The 17,596-nt window shown below is 56.6% G+C and carries 15 protein-coding genes; 5 read left to right on the top strand and 10 right to left on the bottom strand.

The genetic code is table 11. The features are described 5' to 3' along the window. Window positions 1-4 precede the first annotated feature (4 nt). From tal to pgl, 5 genes are read left to right on the top strand one after another with little or no spacing between them, the layout of a single operon-like run. Complete coding sequence (gene tal / locus AC061P_RS06965) at window positions 5-1,117, top strand: transaldolase (RefSeq protein ID WP_449646679.1); 1,113 nt, start codon at window positions 5-7, stop codon at window positions 1,115-1,117. Further along, entirely contained in the window at window positions 1,114-2,712 is a 1,599-nt protein-coding gene (locus AC061P_RS06970; RefSeq protein ID WP_480390771.1) for a glucose-6-phosphate isomerase, read from the top strand. Before tal ends, AC061P_RS06970 begins: the two co-directional genes overlap by 4 nt. A 35-nt stretch (window positions 2,713-2,747) precedes the next feature. After that, window positions 2,748-4,289 carry a glucose-6-phosphate dehydrogenase gene (gene zwf, locus AC061P_RS06975; RefSeq protein ID WP_480390772.1) on the top strand — a complete coding sequence of 514 codons (1,542 nt, stop codon included), beginning with the start codon at window positions 2,748-2,750 and terminating at the stop codon, window positions 4,287-4,289. Beyond that, window positions 4,286-5,257 (top strand): glucose-6-phosphate dehydrogenase assembly protein OpcA, encoded by a 972-nt coding sequence (locus AC061P_RS06980; protein WP_449646682.1) that lies wholly within the window; start codon window positions 4,286-4,288, stop codon window positions 5,255-5,257. The genes zwf and AC061P_RS06980 overlap by 4 nt, the downstream gene beginning before the upstream one ends. After that, on the top strand, window positions 5,257-6,060 hold the full coding sequence (gene pgl / locus AC061P_RS06985) for a 6-phosphogluconolactonase (RefSeq protein ID WP_449646683.1): 804 nt from the start codon (window positions 5,257-5,259) through the stop codon (window positions 6,058-6,060). Before AC061P_RS06980 ends, pgl begins: the two co-directional genes overlap by 1 nt. A gap of 117 nt (window positions 6,061-6,177) precedes the next feature. On the opposite strand, the gene AC061P_RS06990 is transcribed toward pgl, so the two are convergent. The 10 genes from AC061P_RS06990 to uvrA form a co-directional block, all read right to left on the bottom strand. Next, window positions 6,178-6,540, bottom strand: a complete 363-nt coding sequence (locus AC061P_RS06990; RefSeq protein ID WP_449646684.1) for an RNA polymerase-binding protein RbpA — start codon at window positions 6,538-6,540, stop codon at window positions 6,178-6,180. Window positions 6,541-6,573: 33 nt separating this feature from the next. Then, entirely contained in the window at window positions 6,574-6,822 is a 249-nt protein-coding gene (gene secG, locus AC061P_RS06995) for a preprotein translocase subunit SecG (RefSeq protein ID WP_010202547.1), read from the bottom strand. Window positions 6,823-6,868: 46 nt separating this feature from the next. Next, window positions 6,869-7,666: a triose-phosphate isomerase gene (gene tpiA, locus AC061P_RS07000; protein ID WP_480390773.1), complete on the bottom strand. Its 798-nt coding sequence runs from the start codon at window positions 7,664-7,666 to the stop codon at window positions 6,869-6,871. Beyond that, window positions 7,654-8,871: a phosphoglycerate kinase gene (locus tag AC061P_RS07005; protein WP_480390774.1), complete on the bottom strand. Its 1,218-nt coding sequence runs from the start codon at window positions 8,869-8,871 to the stop codon at window positions 7,654-7,656. Before AC061P_RS07005 ends, tpiA begins: the two co-directional genes overlap by 13 nt. Before the next feature lie 12 nt (window positions 8,872-8,883). Further along, complete coding sequence (gap, locus tag AC061P_RS07010; protein WP_449646687.1) at window positions 8,884-9,891, bottom strand: type I glyceraldehyde-3-phosphate dehydrogenase; 1,008 nt, start codon at window positions 9,889-9,891, stop codon at window positions 8,884-8,886. Between the two features lie 109 nt (window positions 9,892-10,000). Further along, window positions 10,001-10,627: a superoxide dismutase gene (locus AC061P_RS07015; protein WP_480390775.1), complete on the bottom strand. Its 627-nt coding sequence runs from the start codon at window positions 10,625-10,627 to the stop codon at window positions 10,001-10,003. Window positions 10,628-10,736: 109 nt separating this feature from the next. Further along, a complete protein-coding gene (gene whiA / locus AC061P_RS07020; RefSeq protein WP_480390776.1) occupies window positions 10,737-11,717 on the bottom strand; it encodes a DNA-binding protein WhiA in 981 nt (326 codons plus the stop codon). A gap of 45 nt (window positions 11,718-11,762) precedes the next feature. Continuing rightward, complete coding sequence (gene rapZ / locus AC061P_RS07025; protein WP_480390777.1) at window positions 11,763-12,638, bottom strand: RNase adapter RapZ; 876 nt, start codon at window positions 12,636-12,638, stop codon at window positions 11,763-11,765. A 12-nt stretch (window positions 12,639-12,650) separates the two neighbouring features. After that, entirely contained in the window at window positions 12,651-14,618 is a 1,968-nt protein-coding gene (uvrC, locus tag AC061P_RS07030; protein WP_480390778.1) for an excinuclease ABC subunit UvrC, read from the bottom strand. Between the two features lie 73 nt (window positions 14,619-14,691). Then, window positions 14,692-17,565 (bottom strand): excinuclease ABC subunit UvrA, encoded by a 2,874-nt coding sequence (uvrA, locus tag AC061P_RS07035; protein WP_449646692.1) that lies wholly within the window; start codon window positions 17,563-17,565, stop codon window positions 14,692-14,694. Window positions 17,566-17,596: the final 31 nt, after the last annotated feature.

The following is a 17,596-nucleotide window of genomic DNA, read 5'->3' on the forward strand; positions in this document are numbered from 1 at the left end:
AAGAATGACTAACGAAACCCCCACCACCGCACTGTCCAACCTCGGAGTGAGCATTTGGCTCGATGACCTCTCACGTGAACGAATCAATTCAGGCGGCCTCGAGTCGCTCATTGAGTCGCGCAACGTTGTTGGTGTGACGACCAACCCGACGATCTTCGCAACGGCCTTGGCTAAGGGCGAAGCATACGACGAGCAGGTCGCTGCGCTTGCCGCCAAGGGCAAGACCGTTACGGAAGCTGTATTCGAGATCACTACGGACGACGTCGCTGCAGCTAGCGACATCTTCCGTCCCGTCTACGATGCAACTGGTGGCCGCGACGGCCGGGTGTCGATAGAGGTAGAGCCTGGGCTTGCTCACGATGCCGCAGGTACTATCGCGCAGGCGCAGCAGTTGTGGGCGAAAGTAGCCCGCGAAAATGCGATGATCAAGATTCCCGCAACCGTTGAGGGACTTGAAGCGATCACCGAGACCATTGCCGCCGGAATTAGCGTCAATGTCACGCTCATCTTCAGCCTGGCTCGCCACCGCGACGTCATTGAGGCCTACTTGACCGGACTTGAGAAGGCACAGGCCGCTGGCCATGACCTTTCCAAGATCCATTCGGTCGCATCATTCTTCGTTTCGCGGGTCGACACAGAGATTGACAAGCGACTGGACGCAATCGGTACCGATGAGGCCAAGGCACTCAAGAGCAAGGCTGGCGTAGCAAACGCTCGTCTCGCTTACGAACTCTATGAGGCAGCCTTCTCGACTGAGCGTGCTGAGGCATTGCTCTCCGCCGGCGCGAATAAGCAGCGCCCTCTCTGGGCATCCACTGGTGTGAAAGACCCCAGTCTCCCCGACACCCTGTACGTCACAGAGCTTGCTGTAGGCGAAACAGTAAACACCATGCCGGAAAAGACTCTCGAGGCTACGTTCGACCATGGAGTTATCGAAGGCGAACAGGTAACCGCAAATTACGCGGCGGCCAATATAACTCTGGACGCGCTAACCGCACTCGGTATCTCGTACGACGAAGTAACTGCCCTTCTCGAAAAAGAGGGTGTTGAAAAGTTCATTGTCTCGTGGAATGAGCTGCTCGACACCGTTTCTGCTGCGCTCGAGGCCGCAAAATGAGTGTGAAAATTGCTGTATCGGGAGCGGCAGCAGAAGCCGTCGACCGTATTGTTCCTCAGCTCGTCAACGATCTAGTCGCGAGCCGTATCACCGGAGGAGACTCCACTCTCTGGGGTCCTGAGGCGGAAGAAGAATCAGCTAAAAGACTCGGATGGGTTGAGGCAGTCTCGGTCGGACGTCCGATGGTTGAGGACATCTATGCGCTTCGCGACAAACTGCGGGCTGAGGGCGTCAACCACTTTGTCCTCGGCGGTATGGGTGGCTCCTCCCTCGCCCCCGAGGTGATTACGCGTACCTATGGCGTTGAACTCACTGTTCTCGATTCGACTGACCCTGCTCAGGTTTCAGCGGCGCTAGCGGACCGACTGGACTCAACAGCGGTCATCATTTCGTCGAAGTCAGGTTCGACCCTCGAAACTGATTCTCAAAAGCGCATCTACGAGAAGTCCTTTACTGACGCCGGAATCGACCCCCGTGAACGAATCGTGATTGTGACTGATCCTGGTTCTCCGATGGATGCTGCCGCTCGTACGGCGGGATACCGCGTATTCAATGCCGACCCCAACGTTGGTGGCCGATACTCAGCGCTTACCGCCTTCGGTCTCGTCCCCTCGGGCCTAGCGGGTGTTGATTTGGTGGAACTTCTCGATGAAGCAGAAGCCGTCATGGTTGAACTCGCCGTAGACAACGAGAGCAACCCTGGCCTCATTCTTGGTGCTGCGATTGCTGGTGCAGACCCGCTCAAGGACAAGCTGGGCATCGTTCCTGACGGCACGCACATCCTCGGATTTGGCGACTGGGCTGAACAGCTCATCGCAGAATCTACGGGAAAGCTCGGCAAGGGTCTTCTTCCCGTTGTCCTCAGCACTGACTCCCCCGAAATCACTGAAGGTCTTGATGATCTTCAAATCGTTCGGCTCGTTGGCGAATGGGACGACACCAAAGAGGTCATCGATGGGGAAATAGAGATTGCAGGCTCACTCGGCGGTCAATTGCTGCTCTGGGAGTACGCGACAGTAGTTGCCGGGCGATTGCTCGGGATCAACCCGTTTGACCAGCCCGATGTCGAGGCCGCGAAGAATGCCGCGCGCGAACTGATTGACAATCCCACGCCACCGGTAGCACCGGCGTTTACTGTCGGGGATATAGAGATTCGTGGAACCGACGGTGTCATTGCTGACAGCAGCGATCTTTCCGGAGTTGTTTCTTCGCTGCTCTCCTATTTGGATGACGACGGTTACGTTGCGATTCAGGCCTACGCCGACCGCACTGCGTATCCAGAGCTCGCTCGCATCCGGGAACGCGCAGCAGCCCGCGCCAAACGGCCTGTCACATTTGGCTGGGGACCTCGCTTTTTGCACTCGACTGGACAGTTCCACAAGGGTGGGCCCGCTGTCGGAGTATTTTTGCAGATCATCGTGGTTGAAGATACTGATCTTCAGATCCCGGACCGCCCGTTTACTTTCGGACAGCTCATCCGTGCACAGGCGGCGGGCGATGCTAGCGTGCTAGGCGATCACGGTCGTCCCGTATTGAGCCTCACGGTTTCGAACCCGAAGGTTTCGTTGCCGCTCGTTCTCGACGCGATCGGATAGCTGCCGCATCCTTGCGCAGCACACAGAGGAGAAGCATGTCCCCCGTTGACATCAGCGCCGATTTTAACCCATTGCGGTTGAGTTCTGACCGCAGGCTTAATCGCATTGCAGGACCTAGCGCCTTAGTTATATTCGGCGTCACCGGCGACCTGTCGCGCAAAAAGCTCATGCCTGCGGTCTATGACCTCGCGAATCGGGGGCTGCTTCCCCCAGGTTTCGCTCTCGTCGGCTTTGCTCGGCGTGAGTGGGAAGACCAGGACTTCGAAAAAGTCGTTCACGACGCCGTCAAGCAATACGCGCGAACTCCCTTTGATGAAGATGTGTGGAAGCAACTCGCACAGGGAATCCGTTTTGTGCAGGGCGAATTCGATGACGCTGCAGCATTTGAGCGCCTCAAGACGACGCTAGGCGAGCTCGATCGCGAACGCGGAACGATGGGGAACCACGCGTTTTACTTGTCGATCCCTCCGAAGTCTTTCCCGCAGGTCACTGAACAGCTCCGTAATTCTGGCCTCGCCGAACAGCGCGATGGTCAGTGGAGTCGGGTGGTTATCGAGAAACCATTTGGTAGCGATCTCAAGACTGCTCGCGAGCTCAACGATGTCGTGGAATCAGTCTTCCCTCCAGACAGCGTATTTCGGATCGACCACTACCTCGGCAAGGAAACAGTCCAAAACATCTTGGCGCTGCGTTTTGCCAATCAGCTGTATGAGCCCCTGTGGAATTCCAATCACGTCGATCATGTTCAGATCACCATGGCTGAAGATATCGGGGTAGGCGGCCGAGCCGGCTACTACGACGGCATCGGTGCTGCCCGTGATGTTATCCAGAATCACCTACTTCAATTGCTGGCACTGACGGCTATGGAGGAACCGGTTTCGTTTGATGCTGCAGACTTGCGGGCAGAAAAGGAGAAGGTGCTTTCCGCAGTTCGCCTTCCCGCTAATCTCGGTGAGCACACCGCTCGCGGGCAATACGCAGGCGGCTGGCAGGGCGGCGAAAAGGTCGCTGGATTCCTCGACGAAGAGGGAATGAATCCGGAGTCGACGACGGAAACCTACGCAGCCATCCGTCTGGACATCGGAACTCGACGGTGGGCTGGCGTTCCGTTCTATCTCCGTGCGGGAAAACGACTTGGACGCCGCGTTACTGAGATCGCCGTTGTGTTCAAGCGCGCTCCGCAATACTTGTTTGAAGAAAGCCGCACCTCCGCTCTTGGACAGAACGCACTCGTGATTCGAGTTCAGCCGGATGAAGGTGTCACAATCCGGTTCGGATCGAAGGTGCCCGGCGCAGAAATGCATGTCCGGGATGTCACGATGGACTTCGGATACGGCCATGCGTTCACTGAGGCAAGCCCCGAAGCCTATGAGCGTCTCATTTTGGATGTATTGCTCGGAGATCCTCCCCTGTTCCCCCGCCATGAAGAAGTCGAACTGAGTTGGAAGATCCTCGACCCAATTGAAGAATTCTGGGAAACGCAGGGAGCCCCCGAGCAGTACCGCCCAGGCACCTGGGGACCACAATCTGCTGACGACCTCATGGCGCGCGATGGACGAGTTTGGAGAAGACCATGATCGTTGATCTGCCAAACACCACGACGGCAAAGATCTCAAAAGCACTTGTGAGAATTCGTGAGGACGGCGGAGCCGTGGCTCTCGGTCGAGTCTTGACGCTGATTATCGCTACAGAACTTGGTAACGAAGAAGAAGCTATTGCGGCCGCTAATGATGCATCTCGAGAGCACCCTATGCGCGTTCTTGTTGTGTCGACGAGCAGCGCGGCATCCGACCGCGAGCAAGAGCCGCGAGTAGACGCTCAAATTCGCGTTGGTGGCGACGCAGGCGCGAGCGAAGTTATTGTCGTTACGGCCTACGGTGACGCCGCTATCGACCAGGAGAGCCTCGTCACAGGCCTCTTGCTCCCTGACGCGCCTGTTGTGGCTTGGTGGCCGGGAGAGGCCCCAGAGAGCGCATCAGAGTCCCCACTGGGTCGCATAGCGCAGCGCAGGATTACGGATGCCGCTGCAAACGAGAACCCCCTCGATGCAATGCACCGCATGTGCAAGACCTACGTTCCCGGTGACACCGATTTTGCGTGGACGCGGCTCACCCTGTGGCGTGCGCAGCTTGCGGCCGTGCTCGACCAGCCGCCCTTTGAGGCCATCACTGCGGTTACCGTAAGCGGCGCCGCTGATTCACCCTCGACGATGCTCCTCGCGGCCTGGCTTCAAATGCAACTCAAAGTGGAAGTCTCTCTTGAGGTGGCGGATGGCTCCCCCGTGCCCACCGGCATTCACGCTGTGATCATGGAACGCAAATCGGGCACGATTTCGCTTGAACGCAATGTTGCGAGCATCGCTACATTGACTCAGCCAGATCAACCGGTTCACGACATTTCTCTCCCGCGTCGCAGCCTCCGTGACTGCCTGGCTGAGGAGCTACGCCGTCTCGACCCCGACAGCCTTTTCGGCGAAGTGGTTCGTCGCGGAGTGAGCGAAATTACGAGCGTGCAGGTCAACAACTCTATGAAGGCGAGTAACTAGTGAGCAACGAACGGCGTGCAATTGTCCATGCGACGAAACCAGAACTCGCCGAAGCCGTAGCTGATCGCTTTCTCACGAAAGTCCCTCATATCATTGCTGAGTTTGATGAAGCGACTGTCGTACTCACCGGCGGAACTATGGGACAAGCGGTACTTGAAGCCATCAATAGATCGGCGAAACGCCGTGCGGTTGACTGGTCACGCGTCAACTTCTGGTGGGGCGATGAACGTTGGTTGCCTGCAGGAGATTCCGAACGCAATGACGTGCAAGCTCGAGCGGCACTACTGGACCACATTCCTGTCGACCAAGCGCGAGTTCATCCATTCGCCGCCTCCGACGCTGGGCTGAGCTTGGACGAAGCCGCTGAAGCCTATTCGACTGAACTAGCAAGTCACGCAGCGCGGTCTGGCAAGTACCCCAATTTCGATGTCGTTTTCCTGGGGGTTGGCCCCGACGGCCACATCGCATCGCTGTTTCCGGAACGTGAAGGCATCCGCGAGACGGAGCGCACTGTTATCGCGGTCCGCAATTCGCCTAAGCCACCTGATGAACGGCTCAGTCTGACTCTTCCAGTGCTCAATTCGTCTGTGCGGATCTGGGCTGTGGTTGCAGGAAGCGACAAGGCGTCTGCACTCGGACTGACGCTCGCCGGCGCTAGCTACAACGAGGTCCCTGCAGCAGGCCTAGAGGGACGCCGCAAGACACTCTTCTTTGTCGACTCGGATGCTGCAGCGCAGGTTCCCGATTCCCTTATCGATCCAGGAGAGTTCTGGACTAGCGCGGACGCGACCGACGAACACTAGAATCCGCGACTGCCAAGAGCTCTGCGCTAACTGACGGTTCAGCGCAAACTAAGTAGGGGTCCAACCGATACACGGTTGGACCCCTACTTTTAGATATTGCAGCCCGCACGGGACGTTCTAGGAACTTACAGTTCCTCGTCGCGTGCGTAATTGTAGTAGCGCTTCCTCTAGCAACTCGGCGGCTTCGTCGTCGCTACGGCGCTCCTTTACGTAGGCAAGGTGAGTCTTATATGGCTCAAGCTTTGCTACCGATGGAGGATTCTCTTTGTCACGGCCCGCAGGGAGGCCAGAAGACGGGCAATCTATTGTCTCCGGGATGTCCTCGTCGGGAACAGTGGCCGCAAAAGACCGTACGGTCTCGTTGCCCAGGGCATCCCAGTATGAAACGTGGACGCGCTCAGCGTGAAAACCACGATCTTGTTCACCCATGGGACCTGCGCCAACGCGCGATCCGCGAATTGCACTACCGCCTGATGCCACTGTGTTTCCTTGTCTCGAGAGGCTGGAGGTTCTTTACGCGCCGTCAAACTTGGTAATGAGCCCAAGAACAACGATGCAGCTGATCCACACGACTCCGAGGATCACCGTGATTCTGTTCAAGTTGCGCTCGGCAACACCCGATGCGCCGAGGTTGGATGTTACTCCCCCACCGAACATATCGGAGAGGCCTCCACCGCGACCACGGTGAAGCAGGATAAGAAGCGTGAGCAGCAAGCTCGTAATACCGAGCAGGACCTGCAACACAACTTGGAGAATTTCCACAAAGAACCTTTCGAACAGGCCGTTCAGGCCTCGAACAGTATAACGGCTAGGTGCCGACGTGCTTGGAGAAGCGCGAAATGCTCGCAAATTCGGCGACATCGAGGCTCGCTCCGCCAACAAGAGCACCATCGATATTGGGCTCCCGCATCAAACTAGCAATGTTGGCAGACTTCACCGAGCCGCCGTAAAGAATTCGAGTCGCTGCGGCAACGTCTTCGCCCAGGACTTCTGCGAGCGTCTCACGAAGTCGAGCGGCAACTTGCTCTGCTTGCTCCGGAGTCGCAGCCTTGCCGGATCCGATGGCCCAGACGGGCTCGTAAGCGACAACGATTTCGGGTGAGCCCGAGATTCCCGCAAGTCCAGCCTTAAGCTGCGAGACCGGAACGGCACTTGGGCCGTGTTTTTCAAGATCGTCGGCGGTCTCACCGACGCACAACACGGGAACGAGACCGTGCTTCAGCGCTGCTGCAACCTTGCGAGAGAGCTGCTCGTCAGTCTCACCGTGCATAGTGCGACGCTCAGAGTGCCCAACCAAGACGTAGCGGCAATCCAACGATGAAAGGAACGCGCCAGAGATCTCACCCGTGTAGGCGCCAGACTCGTGCTCGGAAAGGTCCTGACCGCCGAAACGGACGTCGAGCTTGTCTGCTGCGATAAGAGTCTGCACGGACCGAAGGTCAGTGAAGGGTGGGAACACCGCAACTTCTGCGCCGTCGACGCCGAAGTCGTGATTTGCGTCTTTCAGCGTCCATGCAAGTTTTTGCACAAATGCGATTGATTGAAGATGGTCAAGATTCATCTTCCAGTTGCCCGCAATAAGCGGGACACGCTTTAGCTTTGCCATCCAAGTACCTCCAGTCCGGGAAGTGGTTTACCTTCGAGGAACTCAAGGCTCGCTCCGCCACCCGTAGAAATGTGACCAAATTGGTCATCGTCAAAACCTAGTGCACGAACCGCCGCCGCAGAGTCGCCGCCACCGACGACTCCAAAACCCTCGGTTTCAGTGAGTGCCTGAGCGATTGCCTTCGTGCCTGCGGCAAAGGCCGGAAACTCGAATACGCCCATCGGCCCATTCCAGAACACTGTCCGAGACGAGCGGACGACATCCGCAAATCGTGCGGCAGTGTCTGGTCCAATGTCGAGCCCGATCCCGCTCGCGCCGAACTCGGTATTCTCGATCTGATCTGCAGCGGTTACCGCATGAGCCGCATCAGGACCGAAAGATTCCGCGACGACAACATCGGTTGGCAAAATAATTTGCACGCCAAGATCGTGAGCTTGGGCGAGATAGTTTTTGACTGTCTCAAGTTGATCAGCCTCCAGCAAGCTTGCTCCGACTTTGTGCCCTTGGGCGGCAAGGAAAGTGAAGAGCATTCCTCCCCCGACGAGCAGTGAATCTACGCGCGGAAGAAGCGAGCCAATGACGTCGAGCTTGTCCGAAACCTTCGAACCTCCCAAGACGACGGTGTAGGGCCGCTCAGGGGTGACAGTCAACCGTTCGAGCACATCGAGTTCAGTTTCGATCAGAAGCCCAGCCGCGCTCGGGAGGATCTGTGCAAGCTCGAAAACACTCGCTTGTTTGCGGTGAACAACACCGAAACCGTCAGAGACGAACGCGTCACCGAAGCGAGCGAGCTTGCTAGCAAACTCTCCACGTTCAGTCTCTGACTTTGAGGTTTCACCGGAATTGAATCTCAGATTCTCTAGCAGCGCGACGCCACACTCTCCCAGCTCCGAAACTGCCTGTTCTGCGGCGTGACCCACGGTGTCCTTGGCAAAGACGACAGCCTTGCCGAGAAGTTCCGAAAGTCGTTGGGCCACAGGCTCAAGACTGTATTGCGAATCAGGCTCGCCGTTAGGGCGACCAAGGTGCGAGACGATAACTACCCGTGCACCCTTGTTGATGAGAGCGTTGAGCGTCGGCAGAGAAGCACGAATGCGACCGTCGTCGGTGATCTGACCGTCCTTGAGGGGAACGTTGAGATCGCAACGGACGATTACACGCTTTCCCCGGAGGTCCGAAAACGTTGAAAGAGTTCTGAGGCTCATATTCGGCGGGGGTTAGAGGCGTTCGCCGACGTACTCTGCAACATCCACGAGACGGTTAGAGTATCCCCACTCGTTGTCGTACCATGACGCGACCTTGACCTGGTTGCCGATGACTTTAGTGAGTCCGGCGTCGAAGATCGAGGAATGCGGATCGCCGACGATATCGCTCGAGACGATTTCGTCCTCTGTGTACTTAAGGATTCCCTTAAGGGGACCTTCCGCCGCTGCTTTGTATGCGGCGTTGATCTTCTCAACCGTGACATCAGCTGACGTCGTAATGGTGAGGTCAGTGATCGATCCAGTAATAACAGGAACGCGAAGTGCATAGCCGTCAAGCTTGCCCACGAGCTCAGGAAGAACCAAACCGAGTGCCTTTGCAGCACCGGTCGACGTCGGGATGACGTTCTGCGCTGCTGCACGAGCACGACGCAAGTCGCCGTGAGGACCATCCTGAAGATTCTGGTCAGCAGTGTAAGCGTGAACCGTGGTCATGAAGCCGGTGTCGATGCCGAAGTTGTCCATGAAGACCTTCGCCAATGGCGCGAGGCAGTTTGTCGTGCACGATGCGTTCGAGATGATGTTGTGCACGGTGGGGTCGTAATCGCCCTCGTTAACACCAAGTACTACGGTCGCTACGTCGTCACCTGAGGCAGGAGCAGAAACAATGACCTTCTTCGCACCCGCAGCAATGTGCTTCGCTGCATCAACTGACTTGGTGAAGTGACCAGTTGATTCGATAACGATGTCAACACCCAACTCTCCCCAAGGAAGGTTGGCGGGGTCACGCTCAGCGAATACCTTGATCGCGGTTCCATTGACAACGATCTGGTCGTTGTCGAACGTTACTTCTGCATCGAGACGACCTGTGATTGTGTCGTACTTGAGCAGATGAGCGAGAGTCTTGTTATCTGTGAGGTCATTTACCGCAACAATTTCAATGTTGCTGTCTTTGGCCAAAGCCGCTCGAAAGAAGTTGCGACCAATGCGACCGAAACCATTAATACCGATTTTTACGCTCACTGTTGCTCCAGAAAATCAGGCGTCTAGGACGCGTCGTGCTGTAGTGGTGGGGTGGTGCTATCTAGCGGAGACAGGGCTAAAGCCGGGGCCAAACCCGGCCACGATGCCGCTACGAGAGTAGCAGCAGTCCATTTGTCTTCGAGCGCGCTGCGCTGAAGCGGTCTTGAACGTTAGCCCAATCAACGATTTTCCAGAACGCTTTTACGTAGTCAGCGCGCACGTTCTTGTAGTCGAGGTAGTACGCGTGCTCCCAGACATCGAGCATCAAAAGTGGCACGATTCCGGCCGGCAAGTTGCCCTGCTGGTCAAAGAACTGAACAATGATGAGCCGCTCTCCCAGCGAATCCCACGCCAGAACGGCCCAACCCGAGCCCTGAACGCCCATGGCGGTTGCAGTAAAGTGCGCGGTGAACTTGTCAAAGGAGCCAAAGTGGTCGTCGATTGCGCTCTCAAGCTCGCCGGTCGGCTTGTCGCCACCATCTGGTGACATGTTGGTCCAAAAAATCGAGTGGTTGACGTGGCCACCGAGGTTGAACGCGAGGTCTTTCTCCAGCTTGTTCACGTTCGAGAGGTCACCGGCATCGCGCGCATCAGCAAGTCCAGCGATCGCAGCGTTTGCGCCAGTCACGTAGGCCTGGTGGTGCTTGCTGTGGTGCAATTCCATGATTGTCGCACTGATGCTCGGCTCGAGCGCCGAGTAGTCATATGAAAGTTCGGGAAGGGTATATTCAGCCATCGGAAGTCCTCCTAGAATCTTGAAACCTGCGCGGCTGGCAAGCACGAGCAGGCGAGATGGTTCCAGTCTAACCACGTCCATACGACACACGTGTCGCATGCATCGAACGCTAAGCTTCCTCCAACTCGGAGGGCAGGTTCGCTTCGGTTCCGGCGATTCCGAGATCGCTTGCGCGCTTGTCGGCCATTGCGAGCAGCCGTCGAATCCGGCCGGCAACGGCATCCTTGGTCATGGGAGGATCGGCATGGTGTCCCAGCTCGTCAAGGCTCGAATCACGGTGACTTAACCGTAATTCACCGGCGTAACGGAGATGCTTGGGGACATCGTCTCCGAGAATCTCAAGAGCACGCTCGACCCTCGCGCACGCTGCTACGGCTGCTTGCGCAGAGCGGCGGAGGTTCGCATCGTCGAAATTGACCAGGCGGTTTGCAGTCGCTCGCACCTCGCGGCGCTGGCGCAACTCGTTCCAACTGACCACAGTAGTTTCTGCGCCCATGATCGTGAGCATCGCGCTGATCGCCTCACCATCACGCACTACGACGCGGTGAACTCCGCGCACCTCTCGAGCCTTAGCGGCCACGCGCAGGCGCCCCGCTGCGCCGACAAGAGCCATAGCCGCTTCATTCCCGGGGCAAGTAACCTCTAGGGCCGCAGAGCGACCGGGATCGGTGAGGGAACCGGCAGCAAGGAATGCGCCGCGCCAGACAGCCGCCAGTTCGCCGCGACCTCCTGTCGTGACCCGATTCGGGAGCCCGCGAATGGGTCGGCGGCGAGCATCCAGCAGCCCCGTCTGGCGGGCCAAGGTCTCTCCCCCGTCGAGAACTCGCACCAAAAGATTATTTGAGCGACGTCCGCCAGATGACGCAACTCGTGACACTTCGGAGCGCACCCCATACAACTCTGCGATGTCGCGTCGCACTCGACGCGCGAGAAGTTCGGTCTCGAGCTCAGACTCGACGGCGATGCGTCCCGAAATCAGGTGCAATCCGCCCGAGAAACGCAGAATTGTCGCGAGTTCAGCTGCGCGCTCGGTGGTCTTGCCCAACTGAATTCGTGCCAGTTCGTCTTTGACTTCAGCAGTTAATGCCACTAACTGGCCTTTCTTTCACGGTGGCGGTGTTCATGGATGAGTAATCTACTCTCGTCCGCGATCCCGATGTTTGATGCTTACGGCAACTCCGGGCAAGCCGCTCAGAATCGCCGACAATTCTTCTGCAATTGCAACCGACCGGTGTTTACCGCCGGTGCAGCCGATCGCAATCGTTGCGTGTCGTTTGTTTTCGCGCTGATAGCCAGCAAAGACAGGCTCAAGTGCTCGTGCATAGTCTGCAACAAACTCTTGTGCTCCGGTTGCTCCAACGACGTACGCGCGCACTCGATCATCGAGTCCGTCAAGCGCTTTGAGTTCAGGAACCCAAAAGGGATTAGGCAGGAACCTGCAGTCAGCCACCATATCGGCGTCTGCTGGAAGGCCATACTTAAACCCGAAGCTCTCAATAGTAATACGCAAACCGGCGTCGCTCTCCGCAGAGAACTTCTCGATAATGGTTGTTGCGAGCTGGTGGATGTTCAGATCTGTAGTGTCGATGATGATGTCGCTGCTGGAACGAATTTCTGCCATTCGGGTACGTTCTGCGGCAATCCCATCCAGCGGAGTCCCCTCCTCTTGAAGCGGGTGGGGGCGACGCACTTGTTCAAATCGACGAACAAGCGCAGCGTCCTCTGCATCGAGAAACAGCACCCGCAGAGAGGTCGAGCCTCGCAGCGACTGGATGGCCTCTTGAGCGTCGGAGAAGAGCTTTCCGCCTCGAACATCAATAACAGCCGCGACGCGAGGCAGGGAATCTCCCGCCCGGTGGGCGAGATCAACGAGCGGACGCAACATTTGGGGCGGCAGGTTGTCAACGACATACCAGCCAAGATCTTCTAGAGCATTTCCGACTGTCGATCGTCCTGCGCCTGACATCCCGGTCACGATGAGCATCTCTTGCTGTTCGGTAACAGGTTTCATGGTGTTGCCAGACTACCTGAGGTCGGGTTGGGCGAGCTTCTGAATGATGGCGTCGGCTGTCGATGCGCCAATGCCAGGTACTTCGATGATCTCGTCAACTGAGGCCCCCCTGAGCCTGGCGACGGATCCAAAATGCTGAAGGAGGGTCTTGATCCGCGCTGGTCCAAGGCCCGGGACAGTTGCGAGAACCGACGACACATCTTTCGATCGACGCTGTCGTTGATGAGTAATAGCAAAACGATGGGCTTCATCCCGAAGCCGCTGAATCAAAAAGAGTGCATCACTATTACGCGGCAGGATGACCGGAAAGTCAGAATCCGGAAGCCAAATTTCTTCGAGCCTTTTCGCGATCCCTGCGAGTTGAATGCCAGAAACCCCCGACTCTTCTAGCGCACGTTTCGCTGCGGAAACCTGCGGCTGGCCACCATCAACAATCAGAAGTTGTGGCGGATAGGCAAACTTTGTGGAGCTCACGGGCTGCTGGGTGAGGTTCGACAGCTCACCAGCGACATCTTGCTCATCCAGCGCCGTCGATTCTTCTGACTTAGCGAGGTCCTTCACTGGGGTTGGTTGACCTGATTCTGGCACGGTAGCTCCGACCGCTAGATAGGCGAGCCGGCGCTTAAGCACCTGGTAGATCGAGTCAGTGTCGTCCGTCGTTTCCGCGATGTTGAAGCGCCGATAGTGCTGCTTTTTCGGCAATCCGTCTTCGAAGACCACCATTGATGCCACAACGTTCGTTCCCGAGAGGTGCGAGACGTCGAAGCACTCCATTCGCAGTGGAGCCTCAGACATGCCTAGTGCTTCTTGGATGTCGGCCAGAGCTTGAGAGCGAGCAACGAAGTCACCACTGCGCTTCGACTTGTAGAGCATCAGCGCGTTCTTTGCGTTTGTCTCGACGGTCTGAGCGAGTGCAGCTTTCTCACCGCGTTGCGCAACCCGCAATCGAGCGCGAGCTCCTATTCCACGCCGCTGAGCTAGCCACTCTTCTAGCACCGTGCTGTCTTCGGGCAATGCCGGCACTATGACGTCGCGCGGAGGTGACGCGTCGTCATACGCATTCTGAAGCACAGACTCGACCAGACCGCCAAGATCGACATCAAGTTCCTTGTCGACGACCCAGCCCCGCACACCTCGAATACGTCCGCCTCGCACGATGAACTGCTGCACGGCAGCTGCGAGCTCATCATGTGCGATTCCAAAGAAGTCGGCGTCAACATCTTCAGAGAGCACGATTTGGTTCTTGGCCAGTGCCGTTTCGAGGGCACCTATCTGATCCCGATAGCGCGCGGCAGACTCGTAGTCTTGCGAGGCTGCTGACTGATTCATCTGTTCCCGGATCGAATTGAGCATCCGTGAGTCATTGCCCGCCATAAACGAGGCGAAGTCCAGCGCAATCGACTTGTGATCCTCGAGGGTAACTCGCCCTACGCACGGCGCTGCACATTTTCCGATATCTCCCAGCAGACAGGGGCGACCTGTATGTTGCGCACGCTTGTAGACCGACTGCGAACAACTTCGCATGGGGAAAGCCTTGAGCATAACGTCGACGGTGTCGCGAATTGCCCAGGCTCGGGAGTAGGGTCCGAAATAGCGCGCGTTCGGAAGATTTCGGTTACGGGTGACGAGCACGCGAGGAACGTCGTCGCCCATTGTGATTGCCAGATACGGGTACGACTTGTCGTCTTTGTACTGAACATTGAACGGCGGATCGAATTCCTTAATCCAAGTGTATTCGAGTTGCAGCGCTTCGAAGTCGTTTCCTACGATTGTCCACTCGACGTCGGTTGCCGAAAGCACCATACGGCGAGTGCGCTCGTGGAGCGACGATAGCGGTGCGAAGTAGTTGCTCAACCGCGAACGGAGGTTCTTGGCCTTGCCGACGTACAAAACTCTCTTGCGATCGTCTATGAAGCGATAGACGCCCGGCTGAGTAGGAATATCACCCGCGCGAGGGCGCCAACTGACTGTTTCAGCCATGTCGTTCCCTTTCCTCGCTAGATGCAATCTTTGTTCCGTGCGCCGTTTTCACTCTAGACATCCGGACGATTGATTAGACACGGTTGCCGCTGAGCACCTCGTCGAGGAACTTTCCGGTGTGGCTATCTTTCACCTTGGCGAGCTTTTCCGGCGTGCCCGTGAATAGCAGTTGACCACCGCCGGCTCCGCCCTCAGGCCCGAGATCGATAAGCCAGTCTGCGGATTTAATAACATCGAGATTGTGTTCGATCACGATGACCGTGTTTCCCTTATCAACGAGACCATTGAGCACTAAGAGCAACTTGCGAACATCCTCGAAGTGAAGCCCAGTAGTCGGCTCATCGAGGACATAGATGCTGCGCCCCATCGATCGCTTCTGTAGTTCGGTCGCGAGCTTTACCCGTTGTGCTTCGCCACCGGAAAGTGTGGTTGCACTTTGACCGAGTCGCACATAGCCGAGTCCAACCTCTTCTAGCGTCTTCAGGTATCGATGGATGCTAGAGATCGCCTCAAAGAACTCTGCAGCCTCGCTAATGGGCATGTCGAGAACTTCTGCGATGTTCTTGGATTTGTACTTCACAGCGAGTGTGTCGCGGTTGTAACGGGCTCCCCCGCATACTTCGCAAGCGACGTAGACATCAGGGAGAAAGTTCATCTCGATCTTGATTGTTCCGTCGCCCGAACAGTTCTCGCAGCGGCCACCCTTCACATTGAAGCTAAATCGACCGGGAAGGTAACCTCGTGCTTTTGCATCCCCTGTTTCAGAAAACAGCGTGCGAATTTTGTCGAAGACGCCGGTATAGGTGGCGGGGTTTGACCGGGGTGTGCGACCTATGGGATTTTGATCGACGTGGACAACCTTGTCTAGGTTCTCGAGACCGGTGACCCGCGTGTGCTTGCCGGGGATCTGACGTGCACCGTTGAGTTCGTTGGCGAGAACCCTATACAAAATGTCGTTAACGAGACTCGATTTTCCTGAACCACTCACTCCGGTCACCGCGGTGAACGTGCCGAGGGGAAACTTCACGGTGACGTTCTGGAGGTTGTTGGCTCGCGCACCTTCCACAGTAATTTGCCGGTCGCGGTCAATTGGTCGACGCTTTTTCGGCGTTTCAATCGCCTTTCGTCCTGACAAGTAGTCTGCGGTAATCGATTCCGTGTTCTTCAGAAGGTCAGCATAGGAGCCAGAATGCACGACTTCTCCGCCGTGTTCGCCAGCACCCGGCCCAATATCGACAATCCAGTCCGCAGTGCGAATGGTGTCTTCGTCGTGCTCGACGACGATGAGGGTGTTGCCAAGGTTCTTGAGCTTCACCAAGGTCTCGATCAACCGGCGATTGTCCCTCTGGTGAAGACCGATGCTGGGTTCATCAAGGACATAAAGCACACCAGTAAGCCCAGACCCGATCTGAGTTGCAAGTCTGATGCGCTGAGCTTCGCCACCGCTCAAAGTCGCGGCTGCGCGGGCGAGGTTGAGATAGCTCAATCCGACCTCGACCAAAAATTCCAAACGAAGCCGGATTTCGCGCAACACTTGGGCCGCGATACGAGCATCGCGCTCTGAAAGTGTGATGCCGTTCATGAAACCGTAGGCGTCACTGAGGCTCAATTCGCAAATATCAGAGATGCTGCGATCAGCAACGGTGACGGCGAGAACTTCTGGTTTGAGTCGTTTGCCCTGGCAGACGGGGCAAGGGATTTCGCGCAGGTAGGCGGCATGACGTTGCCGTTGAACGTCAGTTTCTGCCTCGAGATACTTGCGTTCGATGTACGGTATAACTCCCTCGAACCCGGTCGAATACTTCATTTCTCGGCCGTAGCGATTCTTCCACTTGACGGAGACTTTGAAGTTATTTCCGGTCAGAATCGCATCCTTGACGTCCTCTGGAAGCTCGCCCCAGGGCGTGTCCAAAGAAAAATCTAGGTCTTGGGCTAGGCCGCCGAGCAACTTCTCGAAATAGTTATAGAGGCCCTTTCCTGCGTTGGTCCACGGCAGAATTGCGCCCTCTGACAGGCTTACTGAATCATCGGCGATTAATAGATCCGCGTCGATCGACATGCGGGTACCCAGCCCGGAACATTCGGGACAGGCACCGAATGGAGCGTTGAATGAGAAGGTTCGAGGCTCAATCTCAGTAAGTTGGATGGGGTGGTTGTTGGGGCAGGAGAGTTTCTCTGAGAATGAACGCCATGCAGCATCGCCCTCTTCGTCCACAAAGTTGATCGCAACAGTTCCATCGGTAAGTCGAAGTGCCGTTTCGAGGGAATCGGTGAGGCGAGTGAGGATGTCTTCGTTAGCGACGAGGCGGTCAACGACGACGGAGATGTCGTGTTTAACCTGCTTTTTGAGTTTGGGAGGATCGTTCAGTTGAATCACGTCGCCATCCACCAACGCGCGTGAGTATCCGCTCGACGTTAATTCGGCGAATAAGTCAACGAACTCGCCCTTTTTCTGACTAACGACCGGGCTCACGACCTGGTAGCGAGTGCCACTCTCGAGTTTCATGAGCTGATCAGCAATCTGCTGCACAGACTGACGTTCGATCTTTTCGCCACACACAGCACAGTGCGGGACCCCGATGCGCGCCCAGAGGAGCCGCATGTAGTCGTAGATCTCTGTGATCGTGCCAACAGTGGACCGCGGATTACGGTTCGTCGACTTCTGATCGATCGACACTGCAGGGCTGAGACCCTCAATGAAGTCAACATCAGGCCGGTCGACTTGACCAAGAAACTGCCGCGCGTAGGCGGAAAGAGATTCTACATAGCGGCGTTGACCTTCAGCGAAGATCGTGTCGAAGGCGAGGCTCGACTTTCCTGACCCAGAAAGACCGGTGAAAACCACGAGCGAATCACGAGGAATTTCGAGGTCAACGTTCTTGAGGTTGTGAACTCGAGCGCCGCGGACGCTGAGGTGAGAATTGGGGATCAACGGAGCAGTAGTCACTCTTACTATTCTACGGAGACCACTGACATTG

This window comes from Rhodoglobus sp. G.S.4 (genome assembly GCF_056619605.1).

What these genes read in the sequence shown, in the direction of transcription:
- tal (WP_449646679.1), top strand. Translation starts at nt 5, where the DNA reads ATGACTAACGAAACCCCCACCACCGCACTGTCCAACCTCGGAGTGAGC.
- AC061P_RS06970 (WP_480390771.1), top strand. Translation starts at nt 1,114, where the DNA reads ATGAGTGTGAAAATTGCTGTATCGGGAGCGGCAGCAGAAGCCGTCGAC.
- zwf (WP_480390772.1), top strand. Translation starts at nt 2,748, where the DNA reads ATGTCCCCCGTTGACATCAGCGCCGATTTTAACCCATTGCGGTTGAGT.
- AC061P_RS06980 (WP_449646682.1), top strand. Translation starts at nt 4,286, where the DNA reads ATGATCGTTGATCTGCCAAACACCACGACGGCAAAGATCTCAAAAGCA.
- tpiA (WP_480390773.1), bottom strand. Translation starts at nt 7,666, where the DNA reads ATGGCAAAGCTAAAGCGTGTCCCGCTTATTGCGGGCAACTGGAAGATG.
- AC061P_RS07005 (WP_480390774.1), bottom strand. Translation starts at nt 8,871, where the DNA reads ATGAGCCTCAGAACTCTTTCAACGTTTTCGGACCTCCGGGGAAAGCGT.
- AC061P_RS07015 (WP_480390775.1), bottom strand. Translation starts at nt 10,627, where the DNA reads ATGGCTGAATATACCCTTCCCGAACTTTCATATGACTACTCGGCGCTC.
- rapZ (WP_480390777.1), bottom strand. Translation starts at nt 12,638, where the DNA reads ATGAAACCTGTTACCGAACAGCAAGAGATGCTCATCGTGACCGGGATG.
- uvrC (WP_480390778.1), bottom strand. Translation starts at nt 14,618, where the DNA reads ATGGCTGAAACAGTCAGTTGGCGCCCTCGCGCGGGTGATATTCCTACT.